The sequence below is a fragment of the Alloalcanivorax mobilis genome (assembly GCF_002864685.1).
Lineage (GTDB): Bacteria > Pseudomonadota > Gammaproteobacteria > Pseudomonadales > Alcanivoracaceae > Alloalcanivorax > Alloalcanivorax mobilis.
The window spans coordinates 38,460-57,447 of record NZ_NMQZ01000002.1; the positions used below are offsets into that span (position 1 = coordinate 38,460).

At 58.4% G+C, this 18,988-nt stretch carries 17 protein-coding genes; 13 read left to right on the plus strand and 4 right to left on the minus strand.

Annotated features, from left to right (window positions below):
- The first annotated feature begins 331 nt into the window (after nucleotides 1-331).
- The gene (locus CGS25_RS01790; protein ID WP_101674369.1) at nucleotides 332-646 is read left to right on the plus strand and encodes a DUF736 domain-containing protein; all 315 of its coding nucleotides are present in this window, start codon (nucleotides 332-334) and stop codon (nucleotides 644-646) included.
- Between the two features lie 138 nt (nucleotides 647-784).
- On the opposite strand, the gene CGS25_RS18930 is transcribed toward CGS25_RS01790, so the two are convergent.
- The 4 genes from CGS25_RS18930 to CGS25_RS01805 form a co-directional block, all read right to left on the minus strand.
- Entirely contained in the window at nucleotides 785-1,507 is a 723-nt protein-coding gene (locus CGS25_RS18930) for a hypothetical protein (RefSeq protein ID WP_157933762.1), read from the minus strand.
- A gap of 139 nt (nucleotides 1,508-1,646) precedes the next feature.
- The gene (locus tag CGS25_RS01795) at nucleotides 1,647-3,317 is read right to left on the minus strand and encodes a UvrD-helicase domain-containing protein (protein WP_101674370.1); all 1,671 of its coding nucleotides are present in this window, start codon (nucleotides 3,315-3,317) and stop codon (nucleotides 1,647-1,649) included.
- Complete coding sequence (locus CGS25_RS01800; RefSeq protein ID WP_101674371.1) at nucleotides 3,314-5,218, minus strand: ATP-dependent nuclease; 1,905 nt, start codon at nucleotides 5,216-5,218, stop codon at nucleotides 3,314-3,316. Before CGS25_RS01800 ends, CGS25_RS01795 begins: the two co-directional genes overlap by 4 nt.
- A 99-nt stretch (nucleotides 5,219-5,317) precedes the next feature.
- Entirely contained in the window at nucleotides 5,318-5,608 is a 291-nt protein-coding gene (locus CGS25_RS01805; RefSeq protein ID WP_101674518.1) for a helix-turn-helix domain-containing protein, read from the minus strand.
- A 285-nt stretch (nucleotides 5,609-5,893) separates the two neighbouring features.
- Between CGS25_RS01805 and CGS25_RS01810 the strand changes: the two genes are divergently transcribed.
- From CGS25_RS01810 to wrbA, 12 genes are all read left to right on the plus strand, one after another.
- Nucleotides 5,894-6,235 carry a DUF2958 domain-containing protein gene (locus CGS25_RS01810; RefSeq protein ID WP_101674372.1) on the plus strand — a complete coding sequence of 114 codons (342 nt, stop codon included), beginning with the start codon at nucleotides 5,894-5,896 and terminating at the stop codon, nucleotides 6,233-6,235.
- Nucleotides 6,236-6,557: 322 nt separating this feature from the next.
- Nucleotides 6,558-7,349 carry a DUF2285 domain-containing protein gene (locus CGS25_RS01815; RefSeq protein WP_101674373.1) on the plus strand — a complete coding sequence of 264 codons (792 nt, stop codon included), beginning with the start codon at nucleotides 6,558-6,560 and terminating at the stop codon, nucleotides 7,347-7,349.
- A gap of 83 nt (nucleotides 7,350-7,432) precedes the next feature.
- Nucleotides 7,433-7,717 (plus strand): helix-turn-helix transcriptional regulator, encoded by a 285-nt coding sequence (locus CGS25_RS01820; RefSeq protein WP_101674374.1) that lies wholly within the window; start codon nucleotides 7,433-7,435, stop codon nucleotides 7,715-7,717.
- A 14-nt stretch (nucleotides 7,718-7,731) separates the two neighbouring features.
- Nucleotides 7,732-8,595: a replication initiator protein A gene (locus CGS25_RS01825; protein WP_456297904.1), complete on the plus strand. Its 864-nt coding sequence runs from the start codon at nucleotides 7,732-7,734 to the stop codon at nucleotides 8,593-8,595.
- A 286-nt stretch (nucleotides 8,596-8,881) separates the two neighbouring features.
- Entirely contained in the window at nucleotides 8,882-9,520 is a 639-nt protein-coding gene (gene parA, locus CGS25_RS01830) for a ParA family partition ATPase (protein ID WP_101674376.1), read from the plus strand.
- The gene (locus tag CGS25_RS01835) at nucleotides 9,517-9,768 is read left to right on the plus strand and encodes a chromosome partitioning protein ParB (protein ID WP_101674377.1); all 252 of its coding nucleotides are present in this window, start codon (nucleotides 9,517-9,519) and stop codon (nucleotides 9,766-9,768) included. The genes parA and CGS25_RS01835 overlap by 4 nt, the downstream gene beginning before the upstream one ends.
- Nucleotides 9,765-10,301 carry a DUF2840 domain-containing protein gene (locus CGS25_RS01840; protein WP_101674378.1) on the plus strand — a complete coding sequence of 179 codons (537 nt, stop codon included), beginning with the start codon at nucleotides 9,765-9,767 and terminating at the stop codon, nucleotides 10,299-10,301. The genes CGS25_RS01835 and CGS25_RS01840 overlap by 4 nt, the downstream gene beginning before the upstream one ends.
- Nucleotides 10,298-10,897 (plus strand): S26 family signal peptidase, encoded by a 600-nt coding sequence (locus CGS25_RS01845; RefSeq protein WP_101674379.1) that lies wholly within the window; start codon nucleotides 10,298-10,300, stop codon nucleotides 10,895-10,897. The genes CGS25_RS01840 and CGS25_RS01845 overlap by 4 nt, the downstream gene beginning before the upstream one ends.
- Nucleotides 10,898-11,333: 436 nt before the next feature.
- Nucleotides 11,334-13,307: a relaxase/mobilization nuclease and DUF3363 domain-containing protein gene (locus CGS25_RS01855; RefSeq protein WP_101674380.1), complete on the plus strand. Its 1,974-nt coding sequence runs from the start codon at nucleotides 11,334-11,336 to the stop codon at nucleotides 13,305-13,307.
- Nucleotides 13,308-14,153: 846 nt separating this feature from the next.
- The gene (gene cyoB, locus CGS25_RS01860; RefSeq protein WP_101674381.1) at nucleotides 14,154-16,136 is read left to right on the plus strand and encodes a cytochrome o ubiquinol oxidase subunit I; all 1,983 of its coding nucleotides are present in this window, start codon (nucleotides 14,154-14,156) and stop codon (nucleotides 16,134-16,136) included.
- A gap of 253 nt (nucleotides 16,137-16,389) precedes the next feature.
- Nucleotides 16,390-18,195, plus strand: coding sequence for a glycoside hydrolase family 15 protein (locus tag CGS25_RS01865; RefSeq protein WP_101674382.1), 1,806 nt, complete (start codon nucleotides 16,390-16,392; stop codon nucleotides 18,193-18,195).
- A 56-nt stretch (nucleotides 18,196-18,251) separates the two neighbouring features.
- Nucleotides 18,252-18,866 (plus strand): NAD(P)H:quinone oxidoreductase, encoded by a 615-nt coding sequence (gene wrbA, locus CGS25_RS01870; RefSeq protein ID WP_101674383.1) that lies wholly within the window; start codon nucleotides 18,252-18,254, stop codon nucleotides 18,864-18,866.
- Nucleotides 18,867-18,988: the final 122 nt, after the last annotated feature.

The following is an 18,988-nucleotide window of genomic DNA, read 5'->3' on the forward strand; positions in this document are numbered from 1 at the left end:
GTTCGCGTCAGGGCGCAAGCCGGTGCAGGCGTCACGCGGAAATGTCGAGTTGTCCAGGTCTCCTTTCGGAGCGGTTCGGCCCAAGGCGTCCTTGTGTCGTTGTGAATCCTGGCGGTGGCCCGTCTGCGTCTCGGGCTTTATGGCTGCAACCGTGAGGCGCAAACAATTTCCCCTGCGCTGGGCGCATTCCTCGCGCGGCAAATTGTTTGCGCCTTCCGGTTCTTCACTACGTTGCGACCGCAAGCGGTGCAGCCAGCCCGTCCCCCGCCGCTCGGATCACAACAAGGACGCGATGGGCGCGAACCTTGGTTAACCCGAAAGGAGAAACACCATGGCCAACATCGGCACTTTTACCTCAGAGACAGACGGCTACACCGGCACACTCCGCACCCTGACGCTCAACTTCAAGGTAAAGCTGGTTCCCAACGACAAGGGCGACAGCGAGAACGCTCCCAACTTTCGCCTCCAGGCCGCTGGGCACGACATCGGTGCGGCGTGGAAGAAAACCAGTGAGGCCGGGAGAGACTACCTGTCCGTCACCGCCGACGCCCCTTCCTTCCCGGCTCCGGTTTACGCTCGTCTGATCGAGGGCGAGGACGGCACGTATGACCTGATCTGGTCACGCAGCACGCCCCAGGCGGCGTAACCGCCGCTCACCGTGCCCCGCTCATTACGGCGGGGCGTCTTGCCACTGATGTGCAGGTCACGCGCTCACCTATGGCGCGTGTAATTCGGCTGCATTGTCACCGTTGCTTTCTTTCAAGGCTTGATCAGCTAAAGCCGCTTACGAAATATCAATTTCCAGAACGCGAACCAATATTCGTTTATCCGGGAACCCATACTTTCCAGCCGAATAGTTGGTATTAACCGGAACGGCTGATCTCAGCGACAACTCTGCGCCAGCGGAAAATATAACTTCGTTTTCATGGCCTAGATTCGTACCTTTCCGCCTGTAGGCGAAAACCTTGGTCTTCGGATTGGTCGCTCTCAGTACGAACAAGTCAATTCGGTCGGCGTCATATCCCTTGCCTTTATGGTCTGCGTTACGTAAGGCAACCTGAGGGCAGAATGAGGTGGAAAGCGGACGATCTGTTAGCAAACGATTGTCATTGGTGGGCCATAGCCCTGCGTGGAAAAGACATTGCCCTTCACTGAGCACATGGCCGACCGCTTCTATCTCTGCGGAAACCTGCTCGAAATTGCAATGTGGATAGCGCTTCTGATACCGCGAAAGTCCGTCTGGTGTCTTGGATGGCATCGCTTGCCGCCAAGACCTGTACGCGACACTGTTGTCCAAGGCATCGTCAATGAAGTTGCCAAGCCTACTATCGGCGCCGACTTTTGCCATGTGAGTGGCAGCATCGTAGGCGTTAGAGATAGATGCTTTCAATCTGATTGGGATACGAAGATGGGGATTTCCTGCTGCCAGCATCTCATCAAACGTAGGATCTCTTGTTTCCCAAATCTCATAGGTGGGAGAGAACGTATCTACAAGAGGAAGTTTCACCAATAAAAGCCCTTTTCAACGGTTCTTCTGAGGGGATTACACGCCACATTCAACGAGGCGCTTCAGTTGTTGATCGGCTTTGCGTTCGCTCTTGTCGGCATACGCCCGTGTCAGCCGCGTACTCTGCAGTATTGTGAGACTACCGATCAGGGTTGAGAAAAGGCATGGCATAGCCTAAAAACTCCGAGTGCGGCGTTCTGTTTTCCTTCCACCTGCGAGGATTGGATGATGGGGTGTCTCGGCGATCACTAACGGTCAGCATCAGCCGTTGCTTAGCCCGGGAAATGCCGACAAAAAAAGCACAACGTTCCGCATCCTCTTCCCCCCAGAAAGACTGATCTTCAACAGCGAGAATGACAACCGTATCGAATTCGAGTCCCTTGCTCTTGTGGATAGTCAAAATGCGCACAGCTTGATCATCGGAAAAACGCTCCAGTGCTTTCGGTAAATTGGGTTCCGACTTTAATAGTTCATCTACGCGGGTCTTGGTGTCGTTGACGACTTGCACTAGTCTCGCTTTTGACTCGTAATCATGGGAAAGTGCAGACAGAGTATCGATACCCACTTTTCTTAGAAAGGCGCGAACAAAATCCCACCAGTCCGCGAATGGTTCACCTAATAGTGCGCTCTGTACGGCACTTTTCCTCTGACCAACAATAAAGTTCTGGAAATCTCTTCGCACGCTGGACTGTACATCGTCGTCGGCGAAAGGGATGAGTTGTGTCATCAATCGAATCCAGGCTTTGGGTTCTCGCTGCCCATAGAGAGTGGACAGATAATCGACGATAAGCCTCGCGGCTGGTTCGACAGAGATGTCTTGGAGTTGTTGCTCATTGCGAAAGGGGATGCGCCGCTGCTCCAACGCTTGGATTAGGTGGTCGCCATAGAGGTCAGGTTGCCGGACAACTAGGATCGCGATTTCTGAAGGTGGAAGTTGCTCATGGTTGATCCATGTGTCGATTGAGTCCGCCAGATGTTCGGCTTCCTCTTGACTATTTGGAAATTGCCGCGCGAATATCTGGCCCTCCTCACCGGCGAGTTGTTCATCAGGCATAACGGAGGTGGAGTCCATCACCTTAATGATCTCGTTCTGCATACGCAGCAGACGAGGCTTAGAGCGGAAGTTGCGGTACATATTAAGTGGTTCAGCAACAAAGTCCTCTGCGAAGGTTTGGAATATGCCATCAAGCGCACCTGCCCATCCCATGATCTTTTGCTTGGTGTCGCCGACTGCCGTCAGACGGATAGCAGTGTTCTGGAACGCAAGCTTCACCAGTGCGTATTGCTGGTCGGTGCAATCCTGGAATTCGTCCAGAAAGACATCGCTGTAGGTCTGACGAACAGCGTTGCGGGCCGCAACGGATGTGCTGAGGATCTGTATGGCCAGGGGCACAAGGTCACTGAATTCGATCTGTCGTCGTGTCACTCTCCGGTCGCCGATTTGGTAGTCGACATCGAGGGCGTCCCGTCCGGTCAGCACTGGCCGGAAACGATCAATAATCCTCTTGGCGAAAGCATGGAAGGTGTAACTGTCGAAACGTGCTGCCAAGTCGAAACCACAACGGCGTTGCACGCGCTCCTTCAGGTTTTTGCAGGCATCAACCTTGAATGAGATGGCCAGTATTCGTTTCGGGTAACGGCAGGTTCCTGTGCGCAACAGAAAATCGGCGCGCTGTGCAAGCATTTCCGTTTTGCCTGCCCCCGGCCCGGCTGTCAGTGCAAGACAGCACTCTGTCTCCCGTGCGGCACGCAAGGCATTGGGTTCAAGCATCAGCCCGTCCGCCGGTTGCCAATCGCCTGCGGCGATCATTCGGGTAGTTCCTCCAGCTTGGCGATCACCGCGTCCGCCAGTCTCGCCAGTGATTCAGGCATGTCGTCGAGAAGTTCTGCGTCACTCAACTGGGCCAGTGCATCGATATGGGCCGCTGGCTTGCTGCCTAGCTTAAAACGCTTGTGATAGGTCTTGAAAAGTGCGCGCTCATCGTCATCGTACTGTGCCGCGTCGAAATGGCTATCGCCGAGAACGGCTTTGACCGTGGCTTCACTCGGTGGATTAGATTCGACACCGTACTCATCGGGAAACGAGAGTAACATCGCGAAGTCGAGGTCCAGTGGATAGGAGAAAAAAACGTCTCGATTCTCCAGTTTTTCAAGGTAGTTGAGATAGCTACGAACCTTTTCTTTCGCATCGTTCCAAGCGGGAATTCCATGGTCCGACGGGAGCTTTTTGGCAGGAGCATATTCGCCTAACTGATCGTTGACGTACTTGATCCGACCCCAGCCCCCTTGATGCCGGGCGACATCCAAATCGAGCAGAGTGAGATAGGGGATTTCAAGAGCCGAGAGCAGGCGCCAGAAGTGATTGACATGGCGACCGCCCAGAGGCGCCACGGTTACAGCAGACTCGTCGACTGGAATACCTTTGGCACGCAGAATGCGGGGCAGAACGATTTCCTCGCTATCACCTTCTCCAAGAATAACCAGCCGGGAGAAATAAATTTCGGGATATGCCTGCACGGCTTCGCGGACAAACTTGTGGGCTTCATTGGTTCTTTTCGGTAAGCGAATGCGCGTGGTCTTGGTAGTTCGCTCGCCGGTGAGCCGCAAGTAGCGTATGTGCCTAGGATTGACTCGCCGAAGCATGGAAGGTGCATGGGTGGCAATTAGGGCTTGGGCATCTTCGTTACTCGTCATAGTGACCAGAGCATTCACGATTCTTCCCAAATAGTGAGGTGAGAGACTGTTCTCAGGCTCTTCAAGGGCGACGATCGTAAACACCGGGGGACGCAACTTATCCGGGTCGAAGGTATCATCGTCACCGGCAAGGACCGCACGCCCGATTGATTGTGCCGAAAGCACCAGTGACAGATAGAGCATGGACTTCTGGCCATCACTTAGCCTGGAGAAATCGACCAATTCTTCGTCATGCCCAGGAGAAAAGGAAACGGACAGGTGCCGTAATAAGGCTTCGATCTCGGATGCGGCGAAGGTGATTTGGGGGTCGGCGAAGAAGCTACCTTTGTGCAAGGTGCTCCAGGTTGTCTGCAGACTCTCGCTCAGAGTTGCGATTGATGGATTGCCCGCGAGGCTTTCACTGATTTTGTCTGTGAAGCCTTTGATTTCTTCTCGCTCATTCTCCCAGTTTACGGCTCTTAGCATACGGCCAAGCAGAGCATTGGCGCTGTAGGCGATGTGATCAGCGGGATCTCGTCGTGCAGGTAGGTAATGAACCTGCACATGGTTGCGTTCCGCTCGCGTAACCTGTGCTGTGGTGAGGGGAGAGCCATCGGCATCGAGATCCAATACATGAACCAGGGTTTCTTCGATGTCACCATTCACGCCCATCGTGGCGTCCAGGCGATATCGGACACGGGGTGGACCATCGGCGGAGTCCAGCCGCATATGGCCGAAATGAGGAGCTATCGTTGCGACATCATCGTCATCTTCAAGTTCGGGAAAGATAAAGTCGGCTTCGATCCAAAGCTGCCGTTCTTCAGGAACTTCCTCTTCATCATAGGGAACGTGGAAGTCTGACCGCCGGATGCGCCGTAGCGAGGGATCGAAGGCAAACAAGCGGCACAACGCCTGAAGTGCTGCGGTCTTGCCTGAACCGTTCGGGCCGATCAGATAGGTGATGTCGTTGAGGGGCAGTTCAGTGGGCTCCGGCCCAAACGACTGAAAGCTGAATAGCCGGATGCTCTGTAGTTTCATGTGACGCGTTATTCCTCTGTTTTATATGGCATTTTACGACAGCGATCACTAAGTTACAGACAACAACCAAGCTATGGCTCATCATTAGGCTGTTTGAAGCTAACTTTTTGCATCGTTAATGATTTCACGCAGTTCGAGCTGTATCTGCTGGAGAAGTTGATCAACCTTATGCGGATTGTCACCACTGTAGGCCAGCGTCAGCAATGTGAGCGGATGCACCTCCATCACCTCACACAACTCGGCCAGCTTGCTGAGGGTCGGGCTTTTCAGATCACGCTCCAGAGTGCTCATGTAGGTACGGCTGGACACGTCAGAGAAGGCTTCCTGGCTCAAGCCACGCGCCTTTCTGACTGCCTTCAATGCTTTCGCCAATGAGTACTGTTCTGCCACCAATGGTTTTCCCTCAAAAACCAAGATGACAGCCTTTTGCGCCCTATAGGGCTACAACCTATAGTGTTCATTTGGTGCTAGTCAGTGCTTTTGTGCCTATACGGAAATCCGCTTCTGCGGAAAGCGTGAAATCCGAAGAACCGTATCCGTGCCTTTCCTGACATACGCCAATGCGCTTTCACGCACCTACGTTTCCGTGGATTCGTGGACTTGCGCTTTGCTGCTTTCGCGTACAAGCGGGGATACGGTTCGGCGGTTCTATTCCTTTGAGAAAGGCGTGCGACCATGATGCTACTCATCACCGCTCAAGAGCGCGGGCAACTGCTCGCCAACGGCCAGGCTCGTACCACCGGCACCGACCCGGTGCCGGTGGTACGCCTATTCACCCCGGATGCACACGCTACCTGGCTGCTGGCCTCCCTCGATCCCGCCGGCGGCGACATCGCCCACGGCCTGATCGATCTGGGGATCGGAATGCCCGAGCTGGGAACGGTAAAACTCTCCGATCTGGCGTCGATCGTTGGGCCGCATGGACAACCCGTGATGCGCGATCGCTACTTCCAGCCGGTACGACGGCTATCGGAATATCTGCGGTTGGCCGAGGAAAATGGTTCGATCACCGACTGAACCACCACCATCAGTGGCGGCCCACCGTGTCTTTTTCGGTCTGAATCCAGACCATGCCGGTCTGGATGGGTAACCTTGCACCGACGCAGTGCATTGCTGATCCAAACAGTCATGATGCACAGCGCGGCTTTTGGCAGGTTGGCCTATACGGCACGCCATTTTGGGGCGAGCCCTCGTCGCATTCGGACGAAACCCGCAACGCACCGGAGCCAATCGGTCTTGACGCCGACAGTGTATCGCTTCACCCATGACGATTTGATGATCGCTCCATAGCGGGCCTGTTGGCCGTGGCGACGTACCTCGAGCCGAGGGAGGTTGCGCCATGGCTGATCCCTGCGCCCCGTCCTGGTATCCGACGGCGGCCTATCTTTACGTCCTGCACCTGGATGGTCCGGCGCTGGCTTGGGAATACCTGCGCCGCCACCCTGACTACCGCCAGGATTGGCGTCGTCGCCGACCGGATGCGGGGCATCGCTGGGGACTGCGCCTGCTGGAAAACCCGACTCTGGACGCGCGTGACGCGCACCCCGCCTGGTTTCCCGACCATGATGCCGTGCTTCAACTCTACCCGGATGTCGATCCACCGTCCGACGCGGCAGCCTTCACGCTTTGGCACCTTCCGGGTCACAAGTATCTGATCCACGATGGCCAGCGTTTGTTGTTGGTAAGCCACTGGGCGGGTGGTTGCCTGCGATTCGCGTTGGCGCCGGACTTGGCTGACGGCATGGCTTACGTCTACGCCGTCCGTGCCAGCGACGCCTCCCAGGCACGTTGTCGGGCAATGATGGTCTCCCTGAATCAGTTGGCTGCCGCCACCAGCATGCTCCCCGTGGCGCTGACACGACCGCGGCCCTCCCTTTCGAACTTGCTGGAACTGCACACCTTGCAGGCGCTCGACGCCACCCTGGCCGGTGCGTCCTTGCGCAAGGTGGCCGAAGGGTTGTTCGGTGCTGATGTCGTCGCGGACGACTGGCACGCCGACAGCGCCTTGCGTGCCCGCGTGCGTCGCTTGGTACGCCGGGGTAATAGGCTGATGCACGGCGGCTATCGCTGCCTGGCACAGCTTCCACCCGTTGAACAGGGACGTGCGGCGGTGCCCGCAAAACGTCCCTGAGCAAGCATCTCATGTTGTTTGAGACTGCCTCCATCCGGTCGCGCTGTGTGGTCGGACGTTTTCAACCGATGGAGGTGCATCCCATGCGACCCGCTCCCCTGCGGCCTGCTGCCGCCGCTACTGATACGCCCGCGCGGCCCCAACGCTACCTGACCAACGACGAAGCCGCCGAATATCTGCGCCTGTCACCGCGCACGCTGGAAAAACAGCGCGTGATTGGCGGTGGCCCCAAGTTTCGCAAGTTCGGCCGCCGCGTCATGTACGCCGTAGCCGATCTCGACGCCTGGGCCGATGCCCGCAGCTACGAGGCCACGTCCGATCCCGAATACGCCGAACACCACGCGGGTGACTACCGTGACGGCCGCTGATCGACAGCGCGCCGGTGGGCATCGTCATGCCCAGCCCATCGCTGCCGTCCCGGCAGCAGCCAGCAGGGGAGCAGCTCGATCTATTCCGCGCGCTACCGGGCGAGGACATGGCGCCGCGCGATGCTCAGGACCTGATGGCCTATCCGTTCTTCTCGCTGGCCAAGTCAAGGCGCACCACGCCGATCGACTTCCGCAGTCGCAAGATTACCCTGCGTGTGGAAGGCACCCAGGAACACGGCATCGCCACCATCTGGGACGCCGACATCCTGATCTGGGCCGCCAGTCAGATCGTGGAAGCCCGAGATGCAGGCATCCAGCCGTCGCGGCGGATGCAGGCCACGCCCTACGAAATCCTGCGCTTTATCCGGCGCGGCACCTCGCTACGCGACTACCAGCGTCTCAAAGCCGCACTCGACCGGCTGCAATCGACCACGGTGGCCACCTCCATCCGCGAGACCACCGGGCGGCGGTTGCACCGGTTTTCCTGGATCAACGAGTGGAAAGAGCTGGCCGATGCCAGCGGCAAACCGCTGGGCATAGAGCTGATCCTGCCGGACTGGTTCTATGCGGGCGTGCTAGATTCCGCTCTGGTACTGACCATCGATCCGACGTATTTCCGGCTCACAGGCGGCATCGAGCGCTGGCTATACCGACTGGTGCGCAAGCATGGCGGTCGCCAGGCTTGCGGCTGGCAGTTCGATTTCCCTTACCTGTATCGCAAGTCCGGCAGCCTGGCGCAGCCGCGCGATTTTGCCCGCGATCTGCGCATTCTGGTGGCGAAGCAGTCGTTACCCGGTTACGAGCTGTTCATCGAACGCTGGCCCGGAGAACCGGAGATTCTTGCCTTCCGGCCCGTGCCGCAAACGGCACGGGGATAAGTCCGGGGATCGCAGCAGAACAAGCTGTGAATGGGCTCGTGCTATCGGGCGCGCCAGGACTCGTGCTATCAGGCGCACCGGTATCGTGCTATCCGGCGCGCAAACTGAACCTAACTCCAAGAGTGGTAAGGATTTTTCCGGCTCTTAACTTAATATCTAACTTAAAACCTTATCTAACCAATAATAATAAGCACCTATTACGGCGGTGGATAACCGCCAACAACCCAAGGCAAGAGCGTTTTTCTGGCCGTTCATGGTGTTGCTTTCCGTTAAGGAGGGCCATGCCATGATCGTCGCTTTGCTCAACCAGAAAGGCGGCGTGGGCAAGACCACGCTGGCCACTCACATTGCCGGCGAACTCGCGTTACGTGGTCAGAACGTCATCCTGCTGGATGCCGACCCGCAGGGTTCATCGCTGGACTGGGCGCAGCGCCGAAGCCAGCAAGGCTTGCCCAGGCTGTTCAGTGCCGTCGGTCTCGACCGTGAAACGTTGCACCAGGAGGTGCCAGAACTTGCCAGACGGGCCGATCACGTCGTCATAGATGGGCCACCCAGGATCGCCGCTCTGGCGCGCTCCGCGCTGTTGGCGGCTGAGCGTGTACTGATCCCAGTACAGCCCAGCCCCTACGATCTGTGGGCCAGTGCCGAGATGGTGGCACTGGTTCGGGAGGCTCAAGTGTTCCGTCCGCAGCTCATGGCGGCTTTCGCCATCAACCGACGCGTCAGTACCACGGTGATCGGGCGTGAAGCCCGGCAGGCATTGGCGGAACAACCGCTGCCGGCACTGCGCGCCGAGGTACGCCAGCGCATCGTCTTCGCCGACAGCGTGGCCGCTGGCCGCCTGGCACGCGAAACGGCGCCGGACAGCATTGCTGCCCGTGAAATTACGGCACTGGTGGATGAATTGTTGCGGTGGCCGTTATGAGCAAGGCACGCAGCAAGCGCGTCGGCATTGGTGCGCGTCCACCCCCCAATCCACAGGCGGAGGCTTGGATTCGCCAGGGCGACGCCGACACGCTCAACAAGGGCGATCTCTACACCGCGCGCCTGACCCTCGACATCACCCCCGCGATGCGAGCGCGCATCAAGGTCTCGGCCTTCACTCAAGGCGTGACCGTGGCCGAGTTGCTGCGTGCCTTGCTGGAACGCGAGTTCCCGGAGAACCCATCATGAATACACAGCCTTGGACGACGCCGGTTGCATCGCCACCGCCGCTCCTCGCCACGCTCCCCGGTCAGGCTGACAACGCACCGCTGACGCGCGTCTCGCTGGCCTATCTCGAATCACGCTTCAAACTTTACCTGCGCTTCGGCGAATCCGTGCGCATCATCCGGTTCGATCGCTGGCGGCGTGTGGCGATGTTCCTGCCTGGCGCCATATTCTGCCGCATTCGCTGGCAGGCCAACGACTACGGCACAGTGCGTTGGCAGCTCATGGTGATGCAGGCTGGCCCGCCACTGGATGCCATGCAGCGCATCCCTGGCGTGCAGCCCGGTGCACGCCTGCTGCTGCACACTGAAGGGGACCACGCCGTGCGCACCGTGCTGGAACGCATTGATGCCATCGAGGCGTTGGGCATTGCGCCGGCCACCGTATCGCCCGCGTACTGGCGCACGCTTGCCAATCGGCTTGCTGCGCGCTTGCCGTTGCCCGAATACACCGCCGAGCGGCACGCCGCCTGGCTGGCAGGGAGGGCGCTGCCATGACGATCCATTGCACCGCCGCACGCCCCCCTGAAGCCGCACCACATCCTCGCTCGCGCCTGTGTGCTCGCATTGTGTTGGTAGGTTTGTCCCTCTGCGGCCTTGCTGTGCTGGCCTGGGCGTCTTTCGTGCAGCCGCTGCCGCGCCTGCTCTACAATCCATCCGATAGTGTGGCAGTGGGCTGGTATCGCCTTGATCCGCTGCAACGCCGATCCGGCTCGCTGCCACCTTTACTGAAAGTTGGTGACGTTGTTCTAACCGCCTTGCCGCCAGAAGCCGCTGCTCTGGCGGCGCAACGCGGATACCTGCCAGACCACATTCCTTTACTGAAACGTGTGGGCGCCGTCGCACCGCAACACGTTTGCATCGTCGCCGGACAGGTACGTATCGACGGTGTGCCGATAGCGACCACATTGCCTGCTGATCGTATGGGTCGTCCGCTGTCATCCTGGCGGCAATGCCGGCAGCTTCGGCCTGACGAACTCTTCCTCTTGAGCACAGCCAACCCGGCGTCGTTCGACAGCCGCTATTTTGGGCCGATCAACGTATCTGCCGTGATCGGCATCGCACATCCGGTCTGGCTGGAGGCCCATCCATGATGGCCGTCGATTCGCTGCACGTTGCCGTGCATCTTATGGAGCACTCGGACGTACCGAGCCGGTGGCTTTGCACATGTCGTCGCGCATGCAGTGCGAGCGCATCCGCGTTGCACTTTGCGCTGCCTTCCCATGTGCAGGCGTCTTGCCTCGAAGGCGCCCGGCCTGCGGCCATTGGCGTGTTCGCCGGCGGGCTGGTTGCCAGCAGCGTAGCGTCGCCGGGCCGCCGACGCCCTGAGCGTTGGGGAAGGGCAAAGGCGGAAGGCAAGACAAAAGGGGGCGGCACCTAGCCGCCCGTAAAGCCAGTCTGCACGTGGGGGTGGTGCGGCACGATGTGGCTTCGCCACCGTGCCGCGTGGAGCGCGAAACCCGCACCAACGTTGATCTGCCCGCGTGCTTCACACGACGGAGCACGCCACAGTTTACTAGGGACTTGGCCATGAGCGACCACCGCGATGATGATTTCCGTATCCGCCCCAGCGCCCCCAAGCATCGGGGGCAGGGCTTCGTTTCCAAGGTGCTCAAGCAGACAGTGAAAGCCAGTGGCGGCAAATCCTCGTCACGTCGGCAGACATCGGCGGGCAGCACCGGTCAACGTCCCGGCTCACGTCTGGGGCGCGGCCATACCGCGGCGCGCTTCACGGGCACATCACTGACGCCATTCTCGCGTCGCGTCACCATCAAAACCCTGCTGGTTAATCAGCGCCGTGCCAGCCCGCAGTCGCTGGCGAAACACCTGCGCTACATCGAACGCGACGGTGCGGGGCGTTATGGTGAGCAAGGTCGGGCCTACGGGCCGCAAATCGACGAGGACGATCTGGATGCCTTCAAGGAGCGCTGTCAGGACGATCGGCATCATTTCCGCTTCATCCTCTCGCCCGAGGACGGGGCCGAGTTGGACGATCTGCGCACCTACACACGTCATCTGATGAACCGTATGGAAGCCGATCTGGGCACGCAGTTGGATTGGGTGGCGGTGGATCACTGGAACACAGACAACCCGCACACGCACTTGGTGGTGCGTGGACGTGACGACACTGGCAAAGACCTCATCATCGCCGGTGACTACATCGCCCATGGCGTCCGCCATCGCGCTGCCGAACTGGTGACGGAATGGCTGGGACGGCGCACGGAACTGGAGATTCAACAGACCTTGCGGCGTGAGGTGGAACAGGAGCGGTGGACGAGTTTGGATCGCACGCTGCAACGTGAAGCTGGCGAGGACGGCCAGTTGCAGATCAAGCGCTTCAACGAACCTCGGCTGCAACGTCAGCGCCTGCTGCTGATCGGCCGCCTGCAACGCTTGCAGCACTTGGGCCTGGCCGACGAGACGCAGCCCGGCACCTGGGCCGTCCATGCGGACGCGGAGAAGACCTTGCGCGCCCTGGGCGAGCGTGGAGACATCATCCGCACCATGCAGCGCGCCATGAGCGGCCAGCCACGCGAGCTGGCGGTGTTCGAGCCGAGCGACGACGGCCGTGCCGTCATCGGCCGAGTGGCTGCAAAGGGACTGGCCGACGAACTGCGCGACCGGGGCTATCTGGTCATCGACGGGGTGGACGGCAAGGCCCACTACGTCGCCTTGAATGCCCGTGACGAGTTGACGAACTATCCCACCGGCGCGGTGGTGGAGGTGCGCAGTTCAGCCGAGGTGCGGGCGGCCGACCGCAACATTATCGCGCTGGCGAGCGATGGCCTGTATCGCACCGACCATCACCTGGCGATTGAGCAAGGTCGGGCCATGCCTGACCGCGACCCGCAGGAAGTCGTTGCGGGCCATGTTCGCCGGCTGGAAGCCCTGCGCCGGGCTGGCATCGTGGAGCGCGTGGCCGATGGCTTATGGAAGGTGCCGGACGATCTGGTCGAGCGTGGCCGCCAGTACGACGCACAGCGGCTGGGTGGCGTGGCGGTAAAACTGAAATCTCACCTGCCGATTGAACGTCAGGCGCGAGTGATTGGTGCGACCTGGCTGGATCAGCAGTTGATCGGCGGGGGGCGTGGGCTGAGCGACCTGGGCTTTGGCGGCGACACCAAACGAGCCTTACAGCAGCGCGCCGACTTCCTCGAAGAACAGGGGCTGGCCCAGCGGCGCAGGCAGCGGGTAACCCTCGCCCGGAACCTGCTGGGGACGCTGCGCGACCGGGAACTGACGCAGGCCGCCAAGGATATTGCCGCCGAAACCGGATTGGCGCACAGACCTGTCACGGACGGGCAGCGTGTGGCCGGTATATACCGGCGCTCCGTCATGCTCGCTAGCGGACGCTACGCCATGCTCGATGACGGTATGGGGTTCAGCCTAGTGCCGTGGCGGCCGATGATCGAACAGCGACTAGGTCAGCAACTTACAGCGGTGGTGCGTGGTGATTTTGTATCATGGGACTTGGGCCGAGCACGAGGACCGGCAATCAGCTGATGCCGATAGAACGTTAATGCTCAAGGTTAAGGGGGCTGTTCCCGGACTTCCTCTGAAGGCGCGGAGAAACGTAGCAACGGCATCTTTGGCCCAGTGATCGTGCTGCGCGGCAAACGCTGGAATATGGGGATGCATCAAACACTGAATTCACCCCAGCACTTACCATATCACTTCAAAGGCGCGGCGATGGAGTCAAATCCAAGGCCTGCAAGGTCCAGTTCACCTTCATATACAGCTCTTTCTAGTCTTTCCGCCACGATACGTTTGATCTTGGCAGAGCCGGCAAGGTGAAAGCGCGCAGCCTGAGCTCGGGAAACCTTGGGCTTCGGCCGCAATCATGCGATATAGCGCCAACCCGTCAGGCGGATGGCATTGGAGGACGTTCCGATGCTAGAGCTGGCGGACATGTCGGTTACGTCTCTTTCTTCCTCTACTGTTGTTACGGATACGGAGCATGCCAGGTCTTGTGTTTTCGTACCGGCCAGATCGGTTTTTTACCGATATTGACCACACGAGGAATTCGCCACATAATGCCATTTTTAGTAACGAACCGATCGGTTCGGTTTGGTTCTGTCTGGGGTGTCGATCCCTTAAGCATTGACTAGGCGGTGCCAGCTAATTCTCTGTGGTGCACATCACATTAGCGGGAGCGTGGAGGCCTCTGGTGGTGAACGGTCGCCGCAATACCCTTGCCATATGGTGGCTTAGACCCGCATGCGCTGGTCCTGAATACCGGACTGACAACCTGCAGCTGTCAGCCTTGGAAAGCGGGATGGAAAGCATGGCAAGCATAACGAAGCACAGGAGCTTCAATACCCATGAAGACGCAGGTGACGGAGTAACGTCATGTTCGGAAAGCTCAGTTTAGATTCAATTCCCTGGCACGAGCCGATCATTATGGTCACGGCGGGGGTGGCAGCCATTCTTGGGCTCCTGCTAATGGGCTGGATTACAAAAAAAAGGTTATGGGGCTATCTCTGGAGCGAGTGGATCACTTCCATCGATCATAAGAAAATCGGCGTCATGTACTTCTTGGTGGCGTTGGTCATGCTGGTTCGTGGTTTCGCCGATGCCATCATGATGCGCACGCAGCAAGCCATCGCGGCTGGCGGTGCCGAAGGCTATCTACCACCCCCTCACTACGATCAGCTCTTCACCGCCCACGGTGTCATCATGATCTTCTTCGTGGCGATGCCCATGGTCATCGGTCTGATGAACCTGGTTGTGCCGCTGCAGATTGGGGCTCGCGACGTCGCCTTCCCCTTCATGAACAACCTGAGCTTCTGGTTCTTCGCGGTTGGTATGATCCTAGTCAACCTCTCTTTCGTGATTGGCGAGTTCGCCAAGACCGGGTGGCTGGCCTACGCACCACTGTCGGAGCTGCAATACAGTCCGGACGTGGGGGTCGACTATTGGATATGGGCACTACAGATATCGGGGATCGGGACCACGCTGACCGGTATCAACTTCTTCGTGACGATCATGAAGATGCGCACCAAGGGCATGGCGCTTTTCCGCATGCCGATCTTCACCTGGACGGCGCTGTGCACCAACGTTCTGATCATTCTGTCGTTCCCGATTCTGACCGTGACGATCGCCCTGCTAACGCTGGATCGTTATCTGGGCATGCATTTCTTCACGAATGACATGGGCGGCAGCCAGATGATGTACGTCAACCTCATCTGGGCCTGGGGCCATCCCGAAGTCTACATCCTGATCCTGCCGGCGTTCGGCGTCTTCTCCGAAGTGATCGCGACCTTCACCAAGAAGCGTCTGTTCGGCTACAAGACGATGGTCTGGGCAACGGCGGCAATCACCGTGCTGTCCTTCATCGTCTGGTTGCACCACTTTTTCACCATGGGCGCCGGTGCCAACGTCAATGCCTTCTTCGGCATCATGACGATGATCATCGCCATACCGACCGGGGTGAAGATCTTTAACTGGCTGTTCACCATGTATCGCGGTCGTATTCAGTTCACCACGCCCGTCCTCTGGACCATTGGCTTCATCATCACCTTCACCCTGGGCGGTATGACCGGTGTCATGCTGGCCGTGCCGGGTGCCAACTTCGTGTTGCACAACAGTCTGTTCGTCATCGCCCACTTCCATAACGTCATCATCGGCGGCGTGGTGTTTGGCATGATGGCGGGTCTCACCTACTGGTTCCCGAAGGCCTTCGGCTTCACTCTCAGCGAAAAATGGGGCAAGCGCTCCTTTTGGTGCTGGCTCGTCGGCTTCTATCTTGCCTTCATGCCGCTCTACGCCTTGAGCTTCTTCGGTGCCATGCGTCGCATGCAGTCCTATGAGCAGACCGAGTGGCAGCCACTGATGATCGTCGCCTGGTGCGGCGCGGTGATCATTGCACTAGGTATCGCCTGCATCATCATCCAGTTCATTGTCAGTATTCGCGATCGCGAGAAGAACCGTGACGTCACCGGCGACCCTTGGGACGCTCGTACCCTGGAATGGGCGACTTCCTCTCCGCCCCCGAACTACAACTTCGCTTACCTGCCGTCCGTCGATTCCATCGATGCCTACTGGGAGATGAAACAGCAGCCGGGCGGCTTCAAGCGTGAACTGGCCACCGAGTTCAAGGACATTCACATGCCCAGGAACACGGCGGAAGGCCCGATCATGGGGCTGTTCAGTCTGTTCCTCGGCTTCGCCTTGATCTGGCACATCTGGTGGCTGGTGGGTCTGGGCGCCATCGGTATGTTCGTGACGTTCATGTTCCGTATCTTCAATGATGACACGGACTATCACATCCCCGCTGCCGAGGTCGAAAAGACCGAGCGTGAATACCACAAACGGTTGGAGTTGCAGGCGTAGTCATGGCAACTGACACGATCAGCAATCACGACACGAGTGGCTACTGCGCCGTCGCTGAGTGGTTCGACCACGGCACAGGTCTTTGTGTGGGGCTGATGCGCAAATCGACACCGACGTAGCCGTACTGTATCGCTCATTGGGCGGTGGCTGGGAAGAGCAGCAAACGGCTCCCAAGCTTGGCGAGGGAAGGCCCGCCAACGGATAAACCGCATGGCGATCCAGTCGGCGCAGTCGCCCTATAAGGAGGAATGACATGGCGGCAAGAATTGAAGACTACGCCATGATCGGCGATTGCAGAACGGCTGCTCTTGTATCCATAGCAGGTTCGATCGACTGGTTGTGCCTGCCTCGTTTCGATTCGATGGCCTGCTTTGCAAGTCTGCTTGGCACTCAAGAGCATGGTGGTTGGCATATCGCGCCGACTACTCGGACATACACGAGCAGTCGCGCATATCTTGATGGCAGTCTCGTACTCAAGACTCGATTCGAAACCAAAAATGGAATAGTCGACTTGATCGACTTCATGCCGACCGGTCTGGAAAGTAGTCACGTGGTGCGTATGGTTTCGGGTGTTAAAGGGAGCGTGTCCATGGAGTCAAGCCTGGTGGTGCGCTTTGACTACGGCATGACTGCGCCATGGACTAGCGAGGCGGATAGCAAGACCACGGTGATGATTGCTGGTCCTGACATGCTTGTTCTTCGCACGGAGCTCGGCAGTGACATGGAAAACGGGCGAATCTTGTCGAAGTTGAATGTGAAGGAAGGCGATGAGTTTACCTTCGTTTTGAGCCATGGCCCGTCGCACCTGCAGCCGCCATCGACCATCGAGCCCGAAAGGCTATTACAGCAAACGAAGGCGTACTGGAAAGGGTGGTCTGGGCGTTGCGAGAGTGCAGGGCGGTGGACGGAGGTCGTGCGGCGCTCGTTGATCACTCTAAAGGGGCTAACCTATGCTCCGACTGGGGGCATCATCGCCGCAGCTACAAGCTCGCTGCCCGAATGCATTGGTGGGGAGCGCAATTGGGACTACCGGTATTGTTGGCTGCGAGATGCCACCTTTACACTGCTTGCATTGTTGACTGCGGGATACGAGGAAGAGGCTGAGGCGTGGCGTGCGTGGTTGCTGCGTGCAGCGGCGGGTGACCCTGCACAAATCCAAATTATGTATGGCGTGGCAGGCGAAAAGTGGTTGGAAGAGTGGACGCTGCCATGGCTTCCCGGCTATGAAGGCTCAAGTCCGGTGCGGGTCGGTAACAAGGCCGCTCAGCAGCTGCAGCTTGACATCTACGGCGAGCTTTTCAATGTCATGTCGGTTGCCTCCAGGGCCGGAGTTCTTCCACTGGCGCGGGGCCTCGAATTGCGAACCGCGCTGCTGGACCACCTTGAGGAGACATGGTCAAAGCCAGACGCCGGGATATGGGAAATTCGCGGCGAGCCGCAGCATTTTACTCACTCTAAGATCATGGCGTGGGTCGCATTCGACAGGGCGGCGAGCAACGAGTCATACCAAATTGACCAGGCTGAGCGTCGGAAATACCGGCACATCGCCGATGAGATACATCGCAGCGTTTGCGAAAATGCGATCGACCACGACCGGGGCTGCTTCGTGCAAGCCTATGGCAAGAATCACCTTGATGCCAGCCTGCTTCTGATTCCGATAGTCGGCTTTCTACCAGCCGACGATGAATGTGTACGCAACACCGTATCGGAAATCGAACAACACCTGATGGTCGATGGTTTTGTATTGCGCTACGAAACGAGTACGGGTGTTGACGGTCTGTCTGCGGGAGAAGGCGCTTTTCTCGCCTGTAGCTTCTGGTTAGTCGATAACTACATTCTGCAAGGTAGGCTAGACGAGGCTGAATCGCTGTTCGAGCGCCTCGTCTCACTGGGTAATGACGTTGGCTTGTTTGCTGAGGAATACAATCCTTCCGAAAAGCGTCAACTCGGCAATTTTCCACAGGCATTCAGCCATGTCGCGCTGATAAATTCTGCGTTTTCACTCGCCAGGGCGACCGAGGCTAAGTCATCTCGAGTGCAACCAGTAGGTCAACATTGAACGACCTGGAGATAGGTTGGATCGGCAGAGCACTCACGAGATCAATGGAGACCAACATGACCAAAGTACTGGTTCTCTACTATTCAGCGGGCGGCCACACGGCGACACTTGCCAAAGCCGTTGCCGAGGGCGCTACCGCCACAGGAGCGGAGGTCAAGCTCAAGCGTGTCCCCGATCTGGATGAAGGCACCGTGCCCAAACGTAGAAGCCCGGATATCGAAGTGGCCGTCCCCGAAGAGTTAGTCGACTATGACGCGATCATTATTGGTAGCCCCACGCGTTTCGGGCGTTTATGCGCTCAGGTCGCCAATTTTCTGGATCAGACCGTTCAGACGTGGAAAGAGGGCAAACTTATCGGCAAGGTCGGTGGCGCATTCACTAGTACGGCGAGCCAGCACGGAGGGTCCGAGTCCACCATATTTTCGATTCTTACTTCGATGATGCACCATGGCATTATCACTGTGGGGCTTCCGTATTCCTTCAAGGGATTGCTCGAGATGGACGAACCGGCGGGAGGATCTCCATACGGTGCAACAACGATGACTGGCTCTGACGGTTCTCGATGGCCGTCAGAAGTTGAACTCGCCGGTGCTCGCTACCAGGGGGCTCATATTGCAGATGTGGCGCACGCCTTGTCCGCAGGAAGGGCTTTCATCAGCGACAGGTCATAGAGGTCTTCCATCTTCCGACGATACGTTCTGGTATTGAGGCGCCGGCCCAAGACACTGCCAGAATCTGACCACTCCACATGGTGGCTTGAGATTCGGGGGCGCGCGAGGGCCAGCTACTGGCT